This is a genomic window from Bhargavaea cecembensis (assembly GCF_001619585.1).
GTDB lineage: Bacteria > Bacillota > Bacilli > Bacillales_A > Planococcaceae > Bhargavaea > Bhargavaea cecembensis_A.
The window spans coordinates 470,147-487,463 of record NZ_LQNT01000011.1; the positions used below are offsets into that span (position 1 = coordinate 470,147).

18 protein-coding genes are annotated in these 17,317 nt (G+C 52.8%); 6 read left to right on the forward strand and 12 right to left on the reverse strand.

Annotated features, from left to right (window positions below; all coding sequences use genetic code 11):
- Positions 1–3: 3 nt before the first annotated feature.
- Both AV656_RS13120 and AV656_RS13125 read right to left on the reverse strand, forming a co-directional pair.
- The gene (locus tag AV656_RS13120) at positions 4–3,138 is read right to left on the reverse strand and encodes a DEAD/DEAH box helicase (RefSeq protein ID WP_063182689.1); all 3,135 of its coding nucleotides are present in this window, start codon (positions 3,136–3,138) and stop codon (positions 4–6) included.
- A gap of 15 nt (positions 3,139–3,153) precedes the next feature.
- Positions 3,154–3,555, reverse strand: a complete 402-nt coding sequence (locus tag AV656_RS13125; protein ID WP_063182690.1) for a (deoxy)nucleoside triphosphate pyrophosphohydrolase — start codon at positions 3,553–3,555, stop codon at positions 3,154–3,156.
- A gap of 183 nt (positions 3,556–3,738) precedes the next feature.
- Between AV656_RS13125 and AV656_RS13130 the strand changes: the two genes are divergently transcribed.
- Positions 3,739–4,122, forward strand: coding sequence for a VOC family protein (locus AV656_RS13130; protein WP_063182692.1), 384 nt, complete (start codon positions 3,739–3,741; stop codon positions 4,120–4,122).
- A gap of 63 nt (positions 4,123–4,185) precedes the next feature.
- Here the strand turns inward: AV656_RS13130 and AV656_RS16410 are convergent, their stop codons facing one another.
- Positions 4,186–4,362, reverse strand: coding sequence for a hypothetical protein (locus AV656_RS16410; protein WP_156484864.1), 177 nt, complete (start codon positions 4,360–4,362; stop codon positions 4,186–4,188).
- A gap of 194 nt (positions 4,363–4,556) precedes the next feature.
- Complete coding sequence (locus tag AV656_RS13135) at positions 4,557–4,841, reverse strand: DUF6509 family protein (RefSeq protein ID WP_063182694.1); 285 nt, start codon at positions 4,839–4,841, stop codon at positions 4,557–4,559.
- Between the two features lie 148 nt (positions 4,842–4,989).
- On the opposite strand from AV656_RS13135, the gene AV656_RS13140 reads away from it, so the two are divergent.
- From AV656_RS13140 to AV656_RS13150, 3 genes are all read left to right on the forward strand, one after another.
- Positions 4,990–6,447, forward strand: coding sequence for a trypsin-like peptidase domain-containing protein (locus tag AV656_RS13140; protein WP_231877284.1), 1,458 nt, complete (start codon positions 4,990–4,992; stop codon positions 6,445–6,447).
- Positions 6,448–6,556: 109 nt separating this feature from the next.
- The gene (locus AV656_RS13145; protein WP_082818744.1) at positions 6,557–7,267 is read left to right on the forward strand and encodes a response regulator transcription factor; all 711 of its coding nucleotides are present in this window, start codon (positions 6,557–6,559) and stop codon (positions 7,265–7,267) included.
- Positions 7,264–8,673: a sensor histidine kinase gene (locus AV656_RS13150; protein ID WP_063182697.1), complete on the forward strand. Its 1,410-nt coding sequence runs from the start codon at positions 7,264–7,266 to the stop codon at positions 8,671–8,673. Before AV656_RS13145 ends, AV656_RS13150 begins: the two co-directional genes overlap by 4 nt.
- Positions 8,674–8,704: 31 nt before the next feature.
- On the opposite strand, the gene AV656_RS13155 is transcribed toward AV656_RS13150, so the two are convergent.
- A complete protein-coding gene (locus AV656_RS13155; RefSeq protein WP_063182699.1) occupies positions 8,705–9,694 on the reverse strand; it encodes a M23 family metallopeptidase in 990 nt (329 codons plus the stop codon).
- A gap of 273 nt (positions 9,695–9,967) precedes the next feature.
- Entirely contained in the window at positions 9,968–10,822 is an 855-nt protein-coding gene (locus AV656_RS13160; protein WP_063182701.1) for a dimethylarginine dimethylaminohydrolase family protein, read from the reverse strand.
- A 127-nt stretch (positions 10,823–10,949) separates the two neighbouring features.
- On the opposite strand from AV656_RS13160, the gene AV656_RS16415 reads away from it, so the two are divergent.
- Positions 10,950–11,108: a hypothetical protein gene (locus AV656_RS16415; RefSeq protein WP_156484865.1), complete on the forward strand. Its 159-nt coding sequence runs from the start codon at positions 10,950–10,952 to the stop codon at positions 11,106–11,108.
- Between the two features lie 65 nt (positions 11,109–11,173).
- Here the strand turns inward: AV656_RS16415 and AV656_RS13165 are convergent, their stop codons facing one another.
- The 6 genes from AV656_RS13165 to AV656_RS13190 form a co-directional block, all read right to left on the reverse strand.
- Positions 11,174–12,301, reverse strand: coding sequence for an ABC transporter ATP-binding protein (locus AV656_RS13165; protein ID WP_063182703.1), 1,128 nt, complete (start codon positions 12,299–12,301; stop codon positions 11,174–11,176).
- A complete protein-coding gene (locus AV656_RS13170; protein ID WP_156484866.1) occupies positions 12,261–12,497 on the reverse strand; it encodes a hypothetical protein in 237 nt (78 codons plus the stop codon). Before AV656_RS13170 ends, AV656_RS13165 begins: the two co-directional genes overlap by 41 nt.
- A 71-nt stretch (positions 12,498–12,568) precedes the next feature.
- Complete coding sequence (locus AV656_RS13175) at positions 12,569–13,465, reverse strand: carbohydrate ABC transporter permease (protein ID WP_231877285.1); 897 nt, start codon at positions 13,463–13,465, stop codon at positions 12,569–12,571.
- Positions 13,465–14,376, reverse strand: coding sequence for a carbohydrate ABC transporter permease (locus AV656_RS13180; protein ID WP_063182707.1), 912 nt, complete (start codon positions 14,374–14,376; stop codon positions 13,465–13,467). The genes AV656_RS13175 and AV656_RS13180 overlap by 1 nt, the downstream gene beginning before the upstream one ends.
- A gap of 77 nt (positions 14,377–14,453) precedes the next feature.
- The gene (locus AV656_RS13185) at positions 14,454–15,773 is read right to left on the reverse strand and encodes an ABC transporter substrate-binding protein (protein ID WP_063182709.1); all 1,320 of its coding nucleotides are present in this window, start codon (positions 15,771–15,773) and stop codon (positions 14,454–14,456) included.
- A gap of 159 nt (positions 15,774–15,932) precedes the next feature.
- Complete coding sequence (locus AV656_RS13190) at positions 15,933–16,487, reverse strand: GNAT family N-acetyltransferase (RefSeq protein WP_231877286.1); 555 nt, start codon at positions 16,485–16,487, stop codon at positions 15,933–15,935.
- Positions 16,488–16,602: 115 nt separating this feature from the next.
- Here AV656_RS13190 and AV656_RS13195 point away from each other — a divergent pair, with 115 nt between their 5' ends.
- Positions 16,603–17,238 carry a spore coat protein gene (locus AV656_RS13195; RefSeq protein ID WP_063182713.1) on the forward strand — a complete coding sequence of 212 codons (636 nt, stop codon included), beginning with the start codon at positions 16,603–16,605 and terminating at the stop codon, positions 17,236–17,238.
- Positions 17,239–17,317 lie beyond the last annotated feature (79 nt).

Here is a 17,317-nt window from a genome sequence, read left to right on the forward strand (position 1 = left end):
CAATCACAAGATACTTTTGTTAGCCTTCGGAACGAGATAAGCCGGCATTGGCGTATCGAGTTCCCAAACAAAACTTACCGGCTGGCTTCCTTCATGGCTCACATAGTTCGCAGTTCCCAAGAATGTAAATGGCGCAGTGAGTCCGTCTTCCATCTTGTATTCTCTCACGAATAACGCGATCTGCTGTCCTTTCTCCTGATGATGGATATAGCGTTGTGCCGTAATACTCGTATCGGACGTACGGCTTTGCGATTGCCAATGAAATAGCCGATCGCTAATTGCATAGTCTTCATACATCGTAGACTCCGAGAATTCCTTGTCGGATTTGTTCAGCGTAATAAAAAACACGTCTGTCTTTTTTTGTTCAAAGTGTTTGACTCCTTCACGGAAAGCGGGGGCTTGTTGGTCATTGTAATAGTCAAACGCCGCCATAATCTGATCAGTCGTATAGCGGCCGTGCACACGCAACGGAGAAGGGAAAACAAACGGTGACTGGAGATCTACGTGATGAATGTTTTCATAACACACTTCTAAAACAGCCAGAATCTCATTTTTATTTTCTTCGTAATCTAGTAGATCGCGAAGCACTTCATCCATCGATTCAACACTTATTTCTTTGGGTGGCTTCCGGTAAAAAGAATAATAAAACATGCCAACCATCAGTTGACCTTGCTCCGTCTGAGGTTCCGCACCATTTACATAACGAATCAAAAATTGAATGAGGTCCTGTGAATCAAGATGAAACAGCTTGTGGGTCTGCTTTTTGACGATTTCTAAATATGGATTATCAAATTCTGCTCGCAGTCCCGCTTCCGCTTTTAATTCCTCAAATGTTCTGCGGCTCTGCTGTCTGCTATAAAACTCGTGGAGTGTGAGGTGTTCGTACTGCAAAAATCCTTGTAGTGTCAATGGTTGACCGGTATCTTGCTCAAAGTAGCGAAGCTTTTCGACGAGCTGTTTTTTTGAGGCCTTAGTGGCTTTAACATTTCGAAGGACATATTCCTTTGCTTGCTTCTCCATCTGAATTACGGAGCCCTTCGGCAAATATGAAAATCCATTTTCCACGTAATGGCGGATAGAATGTTTGGTCGGTCCAACTAGTGCCCTGAACTTTTCCTCAAACGGGTAATCCTTGTGGGCTTGTCCGATAAAGTCTAAGACCGTCAAACATTCCTTGTCCTCATGTAGCCGCAATCCCCGGCCAAGCTGTTGAAGAAAGACTGTGAGACTCTCTGTCGGACGCAAAAACAAAATCGTATTAACTGCAGGGATATCCACGCCTTCGTTGTATAGATCGACAACAAAGATCAAACGTATCTCACCTGATTCCAATTTTCGTTTTGCGGTTTCTCGTTCTTCATCCTGAGATTTTCCGTGAAGCGCAATGGACGGAATTCCTTTTCTGTTAAAGTACTTTGCCATATAAACCGCATGCTCAACTGACACACAAAAACCAAGCCCTTTTACGCTGTCAATTGAAGTCACATAGCGGTGAATCGCTTGGATGATTAAATCGCTCCTACGATCATTGGACGTATATAAATTCGTAAGCTGATCTGTATCATAACCTCTTCTCGACCATTTCATTGCTGAAAGATCAACAATATCAGTGACGCAAAAATAATGGAAAGGGGAAAGTAACTTTCGATTGATGGCCTCGGTCAGACGCATTTCTGATGCAATGTAATCATCGAAGTAACTCAGAATGCTTTGTTGGTCCATCCGCTCTGGCGTCGCAGTCAATCCTAGCAATATTTTGGGCTCATAATGCTCTAGCAACTTTTGATAGGTACGCGCAGCAGCATGATGAAATTCATCAACAATGATCATGTCGTAAAAACCTGGAGTCGTTTTTGTCGCCATCTGCTTGCTATTCCAGCTTTGGATACTCATAAACAAATGCTCCATCGATGATGCCACGTGTTGTCCAACAAACAATTCACCAAAGTTGGGGTCTTTTAAGATCGCCCGGAAAGTCGCTAAACTTTGACTTAAAATCTCCTCCCGGTGGGCAATAAATAGTAGCCTCGCGTTCGGATTGTCTTTTAACATCCGTTTAAAGTCGAACGCAGAAATAACCGTTTTCCCAACGCCTGTTGCAGCCACGACCAAGTTACGGTAACGACCATGCACTTCACGTTCAGCCTGAAGTTCATCTAATATTTCCTGTTGATAATAATACGGGCGTATGTCCAGGTGATACGCCACCTGTTCTTCTGCCACTCGATCTTTTGTGAGGCTAGAACGAAGAAGAAGCCAGGATTGATCTTTGCTCAACGATTGGAACTCTTCATCATTCCAATAGCTTTCAAATGTCGCCTTAAATTTACGAATGATATCGAAAGAATCCTGCTCTGTCACTTTCAAATTCCACTCAAGCCCTGATGTCAGGGCAGGATTGGACAAATTGGAGGAGCCGATATATGCCGTACTAAAACCGGTTTCTCGCTTAAACAAGTACGCTTTTGCATGCAATCGCGTTCGTTCTTTATCGAGGGATACTCGTATTTCTGTGTTCGGAAGTTTACTGAGCTCTTCAAGCGCCTTATAATCCGTAGCCTCCATGTAGGAGGTTGTGATCACGCGCAGTCTTCCGCCTCGAGAAGTGAACTGACGAAGTTCGTCTAATACGATTCGCGTGCCAGACCACTTTACGAACGAGACAAGCCAGTCAATTTCATCGGCTGATAGGATTTCCTTACGGAGTTCTTCAAGCATATTCGGTTCAGCTTGAGAACCGGTGAATAATGAACTTCGGGATATGGACGTAACTGGGCGAACAGGCTTTTCGTTTTTCAACGCATAAACAGAATTCAACTTCTCGTAAATGGAAGTTAGAATCTCTCCTTGCTCATCAAGTTGAAGTTGCAGAAATTCTTCTTCATGCAGGTGTTCACTCAATGTCTTAATCATTTGGTTACAGACTTTGATTTGTGTGAGGAGCTTGCCATCGGCTTTGTTTTCCCGAACTAGTGTGAGTCCTTTTTTCGTAACAGCACCAATATAGGCAGAAAGGTAAGTCTTTGCCTCTTCCTCATCGAGCTCTTCTGTATCAATCGCATAGAGCTCCAGCGAGAGCGCATCTAAATCTGTCCGTATTTTCTCGTTGATTAATTGCTCATAAATGCCTTGCTTCATTTGGTTCACCCTTTGTTATTGGAGAGAATATAAGGACTGGAGTTTTTCAATAGCCGGTAGATCAGCCGCTGCCCAATCAACAATATGTAAATCTTTAGGTTCTACCCATCTTAGATCGATATGTTCGGTTAACATGGGAGTACCGGTTACTAACTCACAATGGAACGTCGTAAGGTGAACGATTCCAAATTCGTATTCATGAACGGTGTGTTCCACTTGTTCCCCAACGTGAATGTCACAGTTCATTTCTTCTTGAATTTCTCGCATTAATGCCGCTTCCGCTGATTCCCCCTGCTCAATCTTCCCACCTGGAAACTCCCATTTATAGGCCAAAGTCTTGGTGGCCCCCCGTTGAGCACACAGAATTTTCCCGTCTCTCCAAATCACAGCTCCTACGACATGAATGTTCTTTTTCACGCTCCCACCCCATTTCCCAAGTTATTTACAGTCTATCATACCTAGTAGATGTGCTTGAATTGAACGGAATGTCTCTTACTTTTGATTTTCCCAACCTTAGAGGCGGTGGTTTTTGTAAAAATAAAGGGATTTCCTCCAGCTTATTGAATGCTAATGTTAACCCTATTTGAAAGGCGGATGATGATGAATTCAACTGCTTCACCAATTGCCGGCAAGGTCAACAATGTGTTTATTCATGTCAGTGACCTGAAGAAGTCTGCAGCTTGGTACAGCCGCTTGCTCGGGCTTCCGTTTGATGAACGGAATGTTGAGTCTCCTGTCTATAATGTCCCCGTTACCTCCAAAGCGGGACTGACGCTGGATGATCACACATTTGATCCCGGCTTCAGCCTCCAGCCATCCGATCATGCACTGTTTAACTTTTATGCCGAGGATATCGACGAGGCATACCGGTTCATCCGGGAGAATGACATTCCGATCGCAAGAGAGATTGAGCGGATCGGCGACTTTGCCTATTTTAATTTCCGGGACCCGGATGGCAATGTCCTGATGATCTGCAATAACTGATAACTCCTGTTCCAAGCAATGAACAGCGCCCTCCCGCAAGATGCAGGGGGCGCTGTTCGCTGTTTACTGATACGTGATGTTTCTGAGTTCCTCTTCGCCGAAGCCGTTTTCCAGCCGGAAGTCCCGTTCCTCGCGGATTGTATGGACCGGACCACCCTCATCGATCATGTTAAGGACTTCTTCGTAGTCACCGTGCTGTGAGCCGATCAGGTTCGGCTTGCCGTTCGGATGCCTTACCATGTGAATCCCTCCTTACTTTTAATGAGCCAGAGAGACTTGGAGACAGACAACCTTTCCTGCTACCATTATACGAAAATTCCGTTCTTTTAGAAAGAATATTGCCCTGAAATTTGCGTTTGTTTGCCTTTTCAGGTGAAGGGAAGAATAAGTGCTGAATCCATGAAAAAACGGACCGGTGCATCCGGTCCGAGGGGTCATGCGTCTTTATTGTTACGGCAGTATTCAAGGACCGCTTCTTCCTCATCCTCTTCAAGTGCAAAGCCCATCGGCTTGCCCGTGGCGGCCTCGATGAAGTCGTAGTTCGCGATCCATTCGCGGCTGTCCTGTACAGCAAAGAGGACGCGGAGCTTTACGCCGCCTTCCGTGTACAGCTCGTCCTCTTCATCGAGGTCGAGTTCCAGGAAGAACTCATAGCGGTCGCCTTCGATGATTCCTGTCGGGTCGTTCAGCAGCTCAACCGTGTGGCCCGTGATTTCCATGTGCAACATCCTTCCGTTCCGTGATGGTGGTTATATTATACCCGAGAGGGCCGCGCGGGACGCGGAGAAATCGAATTTAAGCATTGTTAATAGTTTGTTCATATCTGTCCCTTAAAGTGGAGTTAACAGAAGCAAGGAGGAAGTGCAGATGACGTATCATCAAAACGGCCGGGAACCCGGCGATCAGCATGATTCCATAAACGAACACAACCAGGGCCCGGCAGAGCCGGACATCCGGGAACAGGAGTGGCAGCACGGCGAGGACGGCGTGCCCGATCACGTAGACACTGAACACCTGACCGAACCGGCAGCGTTCCGTACGGAGGCATCCCCGGGGGAAACGCGTGAGGAGGCCTATCGCTCCGACATGCCGGGGGCGGCAGAACAAGCCACACCTGGCCAGGCACGCGGTGTCCGGGATAAAAAAAAGCGCGGCGGCGCCGGATGGCTCCAGGCGATTGGCGGCGGGATCGCGGGTTCTGTCCTGACGCTCGCCATCGCCGTACCGCTCCTTGACGGAGACCCGGGCGAGACGAACCCGCCGGCGGAAAGCGGCGTGCAGTCCGAATCGCAGCAACAGGCGTCAGGTGACGTGACGAAAGTGTCGACGGACGGGTCGCTTGCCGACATGGTCGAGCAGGTATCCGGCTCAATTGTCGGTATTGTGAATTACCAGCAGCAACAGCAGCGCAATCCGTTCGGCGGCTCCGGCAGCGGCCAGTCGCTCCCTGCCGGCACGGGATCCGGCGTCATTATTCAAAAAGAAGGCGATTCTGCGTACATCGTAACGAACAACCACGTTGTAGAGGGAGCCTCTAAGCTTGAAGTTTCACTGGAAAACGGAGAACGTGCAGAAGCTGAGCTCGTAGGAGCCGACGCCCTGAGTGATCTTGCCGTTGTTCGCGTCGACGCAAACCTGGTAGATGCCGAACCGCTTGAATTCGGCGATTCGGATGCGCTCCGCGCCGGTGACTCCGTTGTCGCGATCGGCAACCCGCTCGGCCTCGAGCTGTCCCGTTCCGTAACAGAAGGGATTGTCAGCGCGACCGACCGCTCAATCAATGTCGACACGTCCGCCGGCGAATGGGAGATGAACGTTATCCAGACCGATGCCGCCATCAACCAGGGGAACTCCGGCGGCGCGCTCGTCAACATGAATGGGGAAGTAATCGGCATCAACAGCCTGAAAATCGGCGGCTCCGGCGTTGAAGGACTCGGGTTCGCCATCCCTTCAGATGACGTTGTGCCGCTCGTCGAGGAAATGATGGAGTCCGGCCATGTGGAGCGGCCGTACGCCGGAATCTCGATGTATGATGTCGCCCAGATTCCTCGTGGTGAGCTCGACGGCCTGCCGAACGACATTTCCAGTGGCGTCTTTATCGCCGGTGTGGATCCTCAAGGTGCGGCGGCGAAGGGTGGCATCAAGGAAGGCGACGTCATCACCGCCATCGACGGCGAGGAAGTCGAGGACGGCCAGGCGCTGCGCCGCTACCTCTATTCCGAGCTCGAAGTCGGTGACCAGGCCGTGTTCACTGTCTACCGCGAAGGCAAGAAAACGGAAATCCCGGTCACGCTCGGATCAAATAAAGCCTCGTCCCCATCCTGATGGGAGTGTGCCCGCCAGATCGGATACCGGCGGGCATTTATTGTGCATGCAGTGCTCCTATTTTGCTGGGTTGCTAAACCTTTGATTATACTGAAAGGAGTGGAGAACGATGGGAAAGGAGGCGGAGGCGGTGAGGATCCTCGTCATTGAAGACAGTGAAAGTGTTGCGTCAATGATCGAAATGTTTTTCTCAAAGGAAGGCATCGACGGAACATTCATCACGGACGGTGACGCTGGCTACCGGGAGGCGATGACCGGCACGTACGACTGCCTGATCATCGATTGGATGCTTCCGGGCATGGACGGTGTGACGATCTGCCGGAAAGTACGCGAAGCAGGGCTCGATATGCCGATCATCATGCTGACGGCAAAAACAGCCGAGGAAGACCAGGTGACGGGGCTTGAGACCGGAGCGGATGACTACGTGACGAAGCCGTTCAGCCCGGCAGCGCTCTTGGCCCGGATCCGCGCCGTGACCCGCCGCTACGGGAAGCAGATACAACCGGAGGAGGACGGTCTGATCCGGACCCGGCATTTCCTGATTCACGAGAAAACGCGGGAAGTGAAGCTCGACGGTGAACCGCTGTCCGGCCTGACGCCAAAAGAGTTCGATTTGCTGGTTCAGTTTGCCCGGCATCCGAAACAGGTGTTTTCCCGCGAGCAGCTGATCGAAAGCGTCTGGGGATACGGCTTCTACGGTGATGACCGGACCGTCGATGTGCACGTGAAGCGCCTCCGCTCCAAAACGGAATCGGACGGACGGCAGTTTTTCCATACGGTATGGGGCGTCGGCTACCGGTTTGAGGAGACGGACGGATGAAGTTCCGGTATCTCTATCAGCTGATCGCCAGCCATATCGGTGTCCTGATTATCGCCTTCCTCATCCTGACACTGCTGTTCGCCCATTTTGCCGAGCAGCTGATCTATGAGGACAAGACTGATGAGCTCGTGTCCTACGGGAGGAATCTGATGGGTGACCTGTCGGAGGATCCCGGACAGACAAGGCGGATCCTCGGCGAATACGGGCGCGTGCTGGAGGGCAGGGACATCCAGTTCAGTTTGTTCAACTCAGGTTCAGCGGTTGTCTATTCTTCCGGCCGGCCTGCCTCTCTCATCAAGTTGCGCCGGGAGGAGTGGGACAAGATCCGGAACGGCCAGGCCATCATCGTCAATCAGGAATTCGAGCGGTCTGACGTCGGAGTCACCTTCACGCTCCTGCCTTATATACAGGACGGTCAATTCACCGGTGGTGTGCTGCTCACTTCCCCAATCTCCGGTTCCCGTGAAATCATTTCCGAACTGAACCGCTATCTGCTCTGGGCGATGCTGGCGGCGCTTGCCGCCTCCCTGCTTCTCGGATGGGGGCTTTCCGCGTTCCATGTGAAGCGGCTAAAGCGGCTTCGTGATGCCGCATCACACGTCGCTTCCGGCGACTATTCAGTCCGCGTTCCTTCCACCAAAGCGGATGAAATCGGAGAGCTGTCCGCGGACTTTAACGAGATGACCGAACGCCTGGAGGAATCGATGACTGAGATCGACCGGCTCGAGAACCGCCGCCGGCAGTTTATCGCGGATGTCTCACATGAGATGCGTACACCGCTCACTACGATCCGCGGGACACTCGACGGACTCCGGGACGGCATGATCCAGGAAGAAGAGCGGAATCGGGCGCTCGCTCTGGCGAGCAAGGAAACCCGACGGCTCATCCGCCTCGTGAACGAAAACCTGGATTACGAGAAGATACGCTCCGGCCAGATCACTCTCGAGAAAACGGAAATCCCGCTTGATGACCTCTTGCCGCTGATCGCCGAGCAGCTGGAGCCGCTCGCTGAAGAAAAAGGCAACACCATCGACGCAATAGCGGACAGCGACGCCATGGTATTTGCTGATTATGACCGCCTCACTCAGATCCTGATCAACATCACAAAAAACAGCATCCAGTTCACCCGCGACGGTATGATTAAGCTTCGGGGCTATATGGACGACAGTATTGCAGTTATCGAAATCGCCGATACAGGTGAGGGCATCGACCCGGAAGATGTGGAGCGCATCTGGGATCGCTTCTACCGCGCCGGAGTCTCCCGGACGTCCAATCCGTTCGGGGAGTTCGGCCTCGGGCTGTCGATCGTGCAGCAGCTTGTCCGTCTGCATGGCGGGACAATCAGCGTTGAAAGTGAAAAAGACGCTGGCACGATTTTCTTGCTGCGTTTTCCGCCAAAAGAGTAAAAGGGCCTCCCGCTTCGGGAAGGCCCTTTCGTTACTTTTTCTCTTCACGTTCCCACCGGCTCAGCGAGGGATACGGATCGAACGCCCACTCCGAGCGGCCGTCGAACTTGTACATGCCGTAATGGAGATGGGGCGGGAATTTGCCGGAAGTGCCTTCTTTGCCGTAGCCGGAACTGCCGACATAGCCGACAACGGTTCCGGGCTCGACGACTTGCCCTTCTTCGATTCCTTTTTCAAAGCCCGAGAGATGAGCGTAATAATGATATACGTTGTGAGCATCGCGGATCCCCACCCGCCAGCCGCCGAACTCGTTCCAACCCTTCATCTCGATCACGCCGTAAGTGACGGAACGAACCGGAACACCGTAAGAGGCGAACAGATCAGTCCCCTCATGCATCCGTCGGCCGCCCCAGCCGCGTCGGGCGCCCCATGTGCTCCTGTAGGTGTAGTGATGGGTCTTAGGCAAAGGAAACACATAGGCGTCGAGCTCGATGGTGCCGAAGCTGCGGAACAGTTCGTCAATTGTCATGATTTGCCGCACGGCCTCTTCGCTGCCGAAGAATTCGTAGAGCGCGAGACGGCGATCCTGCGTGTCTCCGTTATTATTGCCGATAGTATTTGCCAGGGTATAGAGAATGTCCTCGGGGTCTTCCGGGTCGGCCTTTCCGTCTCCGTTGCCGTCCAGGCCGCCGCCCTCGAAGAACTCAATAGCCGCGGGATCACTTTCTCCGTGTTCCGGGTTCGGCGCACCTGCCCAGAATTCATCTTCGAATCGGAACGCGATGGGGCCCTCGACCTCTTCCAGATCATTACGGACACGCTGGATGTTCCGCTCATACCGGTCAATTGCGGCCAGCGTGTGCCACGGAACCGCAGGCGTCTCATACGTCATATACAGATTCATCCGTTCTTCTGCGATGGACCGCTCTGTTTCCTCCCCGGAATCCTCCGCCCGGACAATGCTTACAAAAAGGACTGATAACAGCAGCAAATAGGCCGGCAGCCAGATGGCGTGGCGCACGGGTCAAAACCTCCCTTCACCATCTTAGGCTTGCCGGCCGTCCCATTCTCATGAGTGGCAATATGCGGTTATATTAAAGATGATTCAACCTAACATTAAGCTCATTTTTGATATGGCAATTATTGTGCCGCCCGGTCTCGGCATGCCGCTTCGGGTCGTCCCGCCGTCCTCGTATAAGGCAATCTTGCGCGGCAGAAGATAAGTCGAACAAAATTTGTCGATTTCCCGGGAAATAACGTTATTTCCCGGGAAATGCGTCGAACTCAGGAAATGTCAACTTCGCTCCACCGGCATCGAACAGCAGCGGAATGAACCGCCTGATTTGATAATCTCCGTAAAGTCGATTTCGATGACCTCGTAACCGTGCTCACGCATGGCGCGGTTCACTTCAGGATTAACAGGCAGGCTGAACAGCTTGCCCCCGCCGATCGACAGGACATTCGTGCCCATCGTGAACTGCTCTTGTGCATTGACTTCGATCAGTTCATATTTGCCGCCAAGTTTCTTCACCATCTCAGGGTTCAGGGCTTCCGGGAAAATCAGAGCCGTCTCAGTCGACAAAATGTTGAAGACACAGTCGAGGTGCAGGTATTTCCCGTCAAACTCGACCGCGACGATTTCGTGTTCCGGAAGTTCTTCCGACAGCATTCGGATCGCATCTCGCGAAGTCCGTTCGCTGACCCCGACATAAACCGTGCCTCGATCAACAATGACGTCCCCGCCTTCAATCCTTCCCCCGCTCAGTTTCCGGTAGCGGATGCCCTTATCGCGAAGAAGCTTTTCCAGCGCTTCCTCCTCGCCCTGGCGGATCTCGCTCGCCATCCGGGAAATGAACAGCTCATCACCGACCGCAAACCCGATGTCGCGGGTAAACACCTGCTCCGGGAATTCCTCGGACGGTTCCAGTTCGATCACCTCAGCGCCGTGAGTGCGGAGCGTGTCACGGAATGTGCGGTATTGATCCATCGCCCGCTCCCGGTCAATGTTTTCGTCTTCGTACCGCTTTTGCACTTCATTAATCGCTTCTTCTATGGCCATATAGCGCGGCGGGCAGAGAATCACCCGCTGGAGCGTGCCGTATTCGGTGCTGACTTCAATCTGAGTTGTCTCGTCCTTCGGCAGTGTCAACTTTTCTTCTCCTCCACTTCAGAGCTAATGGGTTTACTTTTCCCCATACCGGCCTGATAAAAACAGGCTGTTTCGTTCTCGGACACCCGGGAATAATAAGAGCAAGAACAGAAAGGGAGCGATTCTGATGAAGAGCTACGCGGAAAACGATAAAAATCAAAAAAATGGTAAATGGTCCGATAACGCCAACGATGCCGCAAAAAAGGCCGAGGAAAAGCTAGATGACATCAAGAAAGAAGCCCGGGACGCGGCGGAGACCCAAAATAACGATGATAAGTCTGAATAGGAGTTAGCATGTGCAAAATCATTAAATAACGCCGACCGGAAATTACCGGATCGGCGTTTATCATTTCAGACGGTGATCCCCGCTTCTTCTCCGAGCTTCAGGCGGTCGCCGCTCCCCGCGTCAAAGAAGTGGGCAAGTTCCATATCGTAGGCGAGCCGGACCGTATCACCCGCCCGAAGGTCGAGTCCTGAATCGATTCGCGCAATCAGCTCTTGGCCGCCCAGTTTCGAGTAAAGGAGGGTTTCCGCTCCGGTAAGCTCGGAGACAATGACTTCCGACTCCACAACGGCCAGCGACTGGCCTGCTGCGGCAGGCGGCTCCAGCGTGACATGCTCCGGGCGGATACCCATCGTGACCGGCCCTTCGCCGTAACCGGCCGCCTGCATCGCCCGTGATTTCGTCTCGGGAAGCGGCAGGCGGATACCGTCGGACGTGACGAATTCACCGCCCCTGACTTCCCCGCTGAAAAAGTTCATCGCGGGCGATCCGATGAATCCGCCGACAAATGTGTTTTCCGGATAATCGTAGACGTCTTTCGGTGCTCCGACCTGCTGGATGACGCCGTCTTTCATGATGACGATGCGGGTCGCCATCGTCATTGCCTCAGTCTGGTCGTGGGTGACGTAGACGGTCGTCGTCTTCAGCCGGTTGTGGAGCTTGGAAATCTCCGCGCGCATCTGGAAACGGAGCTTGGCGTCCAGATTCGAGAGCGGCTCGTCCATCAGGAACAGCTTGGCGTCCCGCACGATGGCGCGGCCGAGGGCGACCCGCTGGCGCTGTCCGCCGGAGAGGGCACGCGGTTTCCGTTTCAGGTAATCCTCGAGGCCGAGGATCCTCGCGGCCTCGGTAACACGCTTTTTGATCTCGTCTTTCTTGAACTTCCGCATCTTCAGGGCAAATGCCATATTGTCGTAGACGGTCATATGCGGGTAAAGCGCGTAGTTCTGGAACACCATCGCGATGTCCCGGTTTTTCGGCGGCACGTCGTTCATGAGCCTTCCGTCCATCACAAACTCGCCGTCGGTGATTTCTTCAAGGCCGGCAATCATCCGAAGCATCGTCGATTTGCCGCATCCGGACGGCCCCACCAGGACGATAAAGTCCCCGTCCTCGATCTCCAGGTTAAAGTCCTTTACCGCTGTGACGTCTTTGTCATAGGTTTTCGAGATGTTCTTGAGTTCGATTTTGACCATGAGAATTCTCCTTTTTACCGCTTGCTGAGTTGGAATTTACATTGATGTTCTGGATGAGCGGCCTTGGAATGAGAAGCAGGATAGCCGGCAGAAAGACAAGCAGCAGGACAAGCGTTCCGGCCTGAAGACTAAATTCCCTGACTGGTTCCGCATCCCCCGTGTCCCTGGCCGTGCGTTTCACTTCGATTTTCAGCATGTTCATTTCCCCTTTCGTCCGCATGCCTCCCAATTTATGCGGCACACGGCGAATTCATCAGCCGGCCGGCGTCACTTTCCGCCGGACTGCAGATTGATCCCCTGGATAAAGTACTTTTGGAAAAAGAAGAACAGGATGATTACCGGCAACAGAACGAGAAGCGAGCCGGCCATCAGATAGTTCCACTGCGTGCTCATCTGGCCCTTGAACACCTGGAGCCCGAGCTGAAGGGTATACAGGTTTTCGTCATTCACGTAAAGGAGCGGGCCGAGGAAGTCGTTCCATGCCCCGTTAAACGAGAAGATGGCTACAGTGGCAAGAGCGGGCTTCGTGAGCGGAAGGCCAATCTTCCACCAGATCCAAAAGTGACTCGCCCCCTCCATCTTGGCCGCCTCGATCAGCTCGTCCGGAATCGTCATATAAAACTGCCGGAGCAGGAAGATGTTGAACGCGCTCCCGAAAAAGGCCGGCACGACGAGCGGATAGTATGTATTCAGCCATTGAAGCTTTGCAAACAGCACATACTGGGGGATGAGCGTAACGAATCCCGGAATCATCATCGTCGAAAGCACAATCGCAAACAGCGCATTTCGCCCCTTAAAGGGAACCTTGGCGAATCCATAGGCGATAAACGAGTTCACGAACACATTTCCGATGACGACGAGAATCGTGATCGTCAGTGTGTTAACCGTATACAGGTCGAACGGCGCCGCTTCCCACGTTTTCATATAGTTGCTCCAGTTCCAGCTTTCCGGCCAGAACGTCGGCGGATAGGTCATCACTTCCTGCATGGTCTTGACGGAAGTGACGAGCATCCACCAGAGCGGGGACAGCATGAGGATGCTGCCTGCCGCAAGAAGGACCCAGTTGATGATGTTGAGCGCCTGCCTGCGGCCCTTGATTGTTTCAAAATGCGAGACTTTTGGTTGGTGGAACTTTTGGTGTACGTCGGCTGTCTGTTTCACCATCACTTCCCGCCCCCTTCATAGTGCACCCATTTTGGTGCAAGCTTCAGGTTGACGATTGTCAGGGCGAAGACTATGACAAACAGGATCCACGACATCGCCATCGCATAGCCCATGTCGAACGCTTCGAACGCCTTTTGCCACATATAGAGGTTATAGAAGAGCATCGAGTTGACCGGACCGCCCTCGCCGTTCGACATGACGTAGGCCTCCTGAAAAATCTGGAAGCCGCCGATGAGGCTCGTAACGATATCAAAGAAGATGACCGGTGTAATCATTGGAATCGTAATTCGGGTGAACTGCTGCCAGGCATTGGCTCCATCGATCTCTGCCGCCTCATAAAGGCTCTTGGAGATTCCCTGCATGCTCGCCAGATAAAGCAGCATTCCTCCGCCGACACTCCAAAGCTTCATGAAGATGAGTGCCGGTTTGGTCCATTCGGGGTCAAACAGCCAGTTCGGCCCCTGGATGCCGAACCACGCGAGGACCGTGTTCACCATGCCGGTCCCCGGCTCAAGCAGTTGCATCCAGAGAAGGTACACGCCGACTCCCGATAGAACGGCCGGCAGGTAATAGATTGTCCGGAACAGCCGCATGCCCGGAATATCACGGTTCAGGAGTGCCGAAAGAAAAATCGCCCCTATCGTCGTAAGCGGCACCGAAAACAGGACATAATAAAGGGTGTTGTAGAGCGATGTCCAGAACAGCTGGTCACCGGAGAACAGCCGCTCATAGTTGCTCAGCCCGATAAAGTCCATCTGTGAGGTGACGTTGTAGTTGGTGAAACTGGCTGCGAACGAGAACAGCAGCGGGCCCGCCGTGAATACGATGAATCCGATGATCCACGGGAGGATAAAGAGGTACCCCTGAAGTCCTTCTCTCGTCTTGTAGTTGAACCTGCGCTTTCCGGCCATCCCGCCTCGCCTCCTTGTCCCGTTATGTAATGAAAAGAAGGAGGACGGCTCCGCCCCCCTTCCCTGTCTATGACCGTTTAGTTACCATTTTTCTCAATCAGTTTTTCCACTGCCGCCTGCGCATCCTCCAGCGCCTGCTCCGGCGTTTTTTTGCCGAGGTAGACATTGTCGAACTCCGAATTGACGAGCGTCATATAGTCAGGAGCCGCAAGCGAAGTCGGTGTCAGCATTGTCAGAGGCATCGCCTCGACGGCCAGTTCGTAAACCATTTTGCCGTTGTCATTGAATTCGTCGCTGGAAGCCGCGCTTTCAGCCGCCTCAATGTTCGCTACGTTATCAAAGTTCTTGACCGCCCAATATTCTTGCGCTTCTTTGCCGGTCAGATACTTGATGAACTCCCAGGAGGCATCCGGATTTTTTGCGCCTGCCGGAATTTCTGCGACGAAGCCGCCGCCCCAGCTTGTATGGCCGTTGCCCGGTTCCTTCTCAGGAAGGAGTGCGACTCCGAAGTTCAGGTCAGGTGCGTAGTCACGGATCTGAGTGTAGAAGGTCGGCTGCTGCACAAGCATGGCAAGATCGCCGGAGAAGAACGGATTGGCCTGCTGGCTTTCCATCTGTGCCTGCCATGAGTTGATGTTGTCCGCCCCATATTTTTCATGCCACTTATTCAGCCACTCCAGCGTCTCAAGCTTCGCCGGCGTGTTGATCTTCACTTCGCTGTTTTCGTCGACGAAGTTGACCTGATCCGCGTTCATCATCCAGACATCGGTCTGGACGCCAAACATCGGATAGAACCCGAGGCGGTCATACTTGTCGCCATTTTTCACGTCCAGCTTTTCCGCGTACTCCCACAGCTCTTCCCAGGTTTCGGGCGGCTGCTCGGGATCGAGGCCGGCTTCTTCAAAGGCATCCTTATTATAGAAGAGGACACGGGTGTCCGTATTGAACGGGATGCCGTATGAATCGCCTTCATAGAGGGTCGCGTTCCACAGTTCCTCATAAAAATCGCCCGAGATGTCGTCTTCCTCCAGATATTTGGAGAGGTTTTCCGCCTGCTGGTTCTTGCCTCGGAGCGCGGTCGCGTTGATGTCGTTGATGACCACATCAGGCGGGTCACCGGCCGCGATGGCCGCGAGTTCCTTTGTCCAGATGTCTCCCCAAGGGACGAAGGTATGCTTGACTTCAATCTCGTCCTGGGAATTATTGAAGTCCTCGATGATCTGTTCGATGATCGGACGGCGGATTTCAGAGCCCCAGAATGTCCAGAAATCGAGGGTAACTTTGCCGTTTTCCGCTTCGACCTCTTCTGCGCCGGAACCGCCTGTTGTAAATCCGTTGCAGCCGGACAACACTAGTATCATGACAAGCAATGCCGGCACCCACTTAAACCGTTCCATGTCACTTCCCCCTGTTCGTTTTCACTATGTATGGGCTAAACCTATCTTCTCTTACCACTTCGACAGACGAAGTAAACCTTCTTCACTATCTTACAAGAGTAGACGCGCAATTCAAATAGTTCGAAAGTATTCCTGTCGAAAAAAGGCAGGACTTGTCGATTAATGACAGCCTGCCTTTTCTTGCTTGATCATAGTGAAAATGTCATAGTCCCGCCAGAGTCCGCCTTCCTTGGCAAACTGCTCCCTCGTGCACTCATATCTGAAACCAGCGCTTTCCGCCAGTCGCCTGGATGGGATGTTGTCGGGTCGGATATGGAGTTCCAGCCGGTGAAATCCGAGCTGGCGCATGAAAGACCCGGCGGCGGCTGCTACGGCTTCCTTTCCGTAACCTTGACGGAAGTACTGGTTGTTGATGTGGTAGCCCATCATGCCCCAGTCATAGTCGAAACGCAGAATCGTGATAAGTTCAACCTTGCCGATATTGGCCCCGTCAGATTTCCGGAAGATCCCGAGGATGACCATGTCATCCGCCTCCGCTGCCTCGCGGAAACCGCGGATCCATTCCCTGAACCACGCTTCCGTGGCGCCTGAAAGATCTCGGGGCTTTCCCTCATCATACGGACCGTTCGACAGACCCCTTCCCTGCAGGCCCGCAAGCCACGCGGCATAATCCGAATCCAGATACGGCCGGAGAAGGATCCGTTTCAATTTCAAAATTTTTCATTCTTGTCCCTCCAGTTACCGTTCATTATAGCGGATGCATAACAGCGCCGGGAAAGCGGATACTATCCGTGTTCGGCCATCATGAAAAAATGGAGGGAATATGCAGATGACGCAAAACTTCGGCCAGGATCAGCAAAACATGACGCACACGAACATGCATACCGGACAGGTAGGTCAGCAGATGAACCACGGTGGACACGAGCTATTTGATGTCCATGAAGTGCTGTCGACGATGATCGGCGCAATGGACATGTCTACCCTGATGCGTCCTCACGCACAGGATCCGGAACTCATCGATATCATTGACCGCCAGTACCGGTTCATGCAGCAGTCCTACAACACGCTGGTCGACTGCTTCAAGTCGGGATCGGATCCCCAGACGCCGACGCAGAGCTATAAAATGGCGGGCGATAACGACTGGGTGTACGGCATGAAGCAGTCTCAGCCGAAAAAGCCGATGCAGTCCCCGCAAGAGCTGAACGACGCAGCCATCTCCGGCTTCCTTCTGTCGGGCCACAAGGCCGGCGCGACTGCCTGCACGGCGTCCGCACTCGAAGCGACGAACCCTGTCGTCCGCCGTGTGCTCGCCGACTCGGTGCCGAACTGCATCGAGATGGCCTACGAACTGTCCATCTACCAGAACAAGCACCATTACTACCAGGTGCCTCAGCTCGCAGAACAGGACATGCAGGCAATCCTGAACGCTTACGCCCCGGCCGGCAGCCAGGGAGGCATGCAGTAACCACTGCATCAACGGAAAAAAAGCATGCGGACCCACTGGGTGGGCCGCATGCTTTTTTATTGCGAGCAAAGGTTGCGAT

Bases quoted from the DNA above. Each gene is read 5' to 3' on its own strand.
- AV656_RS13120 (WP_063182689.1), bottom strand. From the start codon at position 3,138: ATGAAGCAAGGCATTTATGAGCAATTAATCAACGAGAAAATACGGACA.
- AV656_RS13130 (WP_063182692.1), top strand. From the start codon at position 3,739: ATGAATTCAACTGCTTCACCAATTGCCGGCAAGGTCAACAATGTGTTT.
- AV656_RS16410 (WP_156484864.1), bottom strand. From the start codon at position 4,362: ATGGTAAGGCATCCGAACGGCAAGCCGAACCTGATCGGCTCACAGCAC.
- AV656_RS13135 (WP_063182694.1), bottom strand. From the start codon at position 4,841: ATGGAAATCACGGGCCACACGGTTGAGCTGCTGAACGACCCGACAGGA.
- AV656_RS13140 (WP_231877284.1), top strand. From the start codon at position 4,990: ATGACGTATCATCAAAACGGCCGGGAACCCGGCGATCAGCATGATTCC.
- AV656_RS13145 (WP_082818744.1), top strand. From the start codon at position 6,557: ATGGGAAAGGAGGCGGAGGCGGTGAGGATCCTCGTCATTGAAGACAGT.
- AV656_RS13150 (WP_063182697.1), top strand. From the start codon at position 7,264: ATGAAGTTCCGGTATCTCTATCAGCTGATCGCCAGCCATATCGGTGTC.
- AV656_RS16415 (WP_156484865.1), top strand. From the start codon at position 10,950: ATGAAGAGCTACGCGGAAAACGATAAAAATCAAAAAAATGGTAAATGG.
- AV656_RS13165 (WP_063182703.1), bottom strand. From the start codon at position 12,301: ATGGTCAAAATCGAACTCAAGAACATCTCGAAAACCTATGACAAAGAC.
- AV656_RS13170 (WP_156484866.1), bottom strand. From the start codon at position 12,497: ATGCTGAAAATCGAAGTGAAACGCACGGCCAGGGACACGGGGGATGCG.
- AV656_RS13175 (WP_231877285.1), bottom strand. From the start codon at position 13,465: ATGGTGAAACAGACAGCCGACGTACACCAAAAGTTCCACCAACCAAAA.
- AV656_RS13180 (WP_063182707.1), bottom strand. From the start codon at position 14,376: ATGGCCGGAAAGCGCAGGTTCAACTACAAGACGAGAGAAGGACTTCAG.
- AV656_RS13185 (WP_063182709.1), bottom strand. From the start codon at position 15,773: ATGGAACGGTTTAAGTGGGTGCCGGCATTGCTTGTCATGATACTAGTG.
- AV656_RS13195 (WP_063182713.1), top strand. From the start codon at position 16,603: ATGACGCAAAACTTCGGCCAGGATCAGCAAAACATGACGCACACGAAC.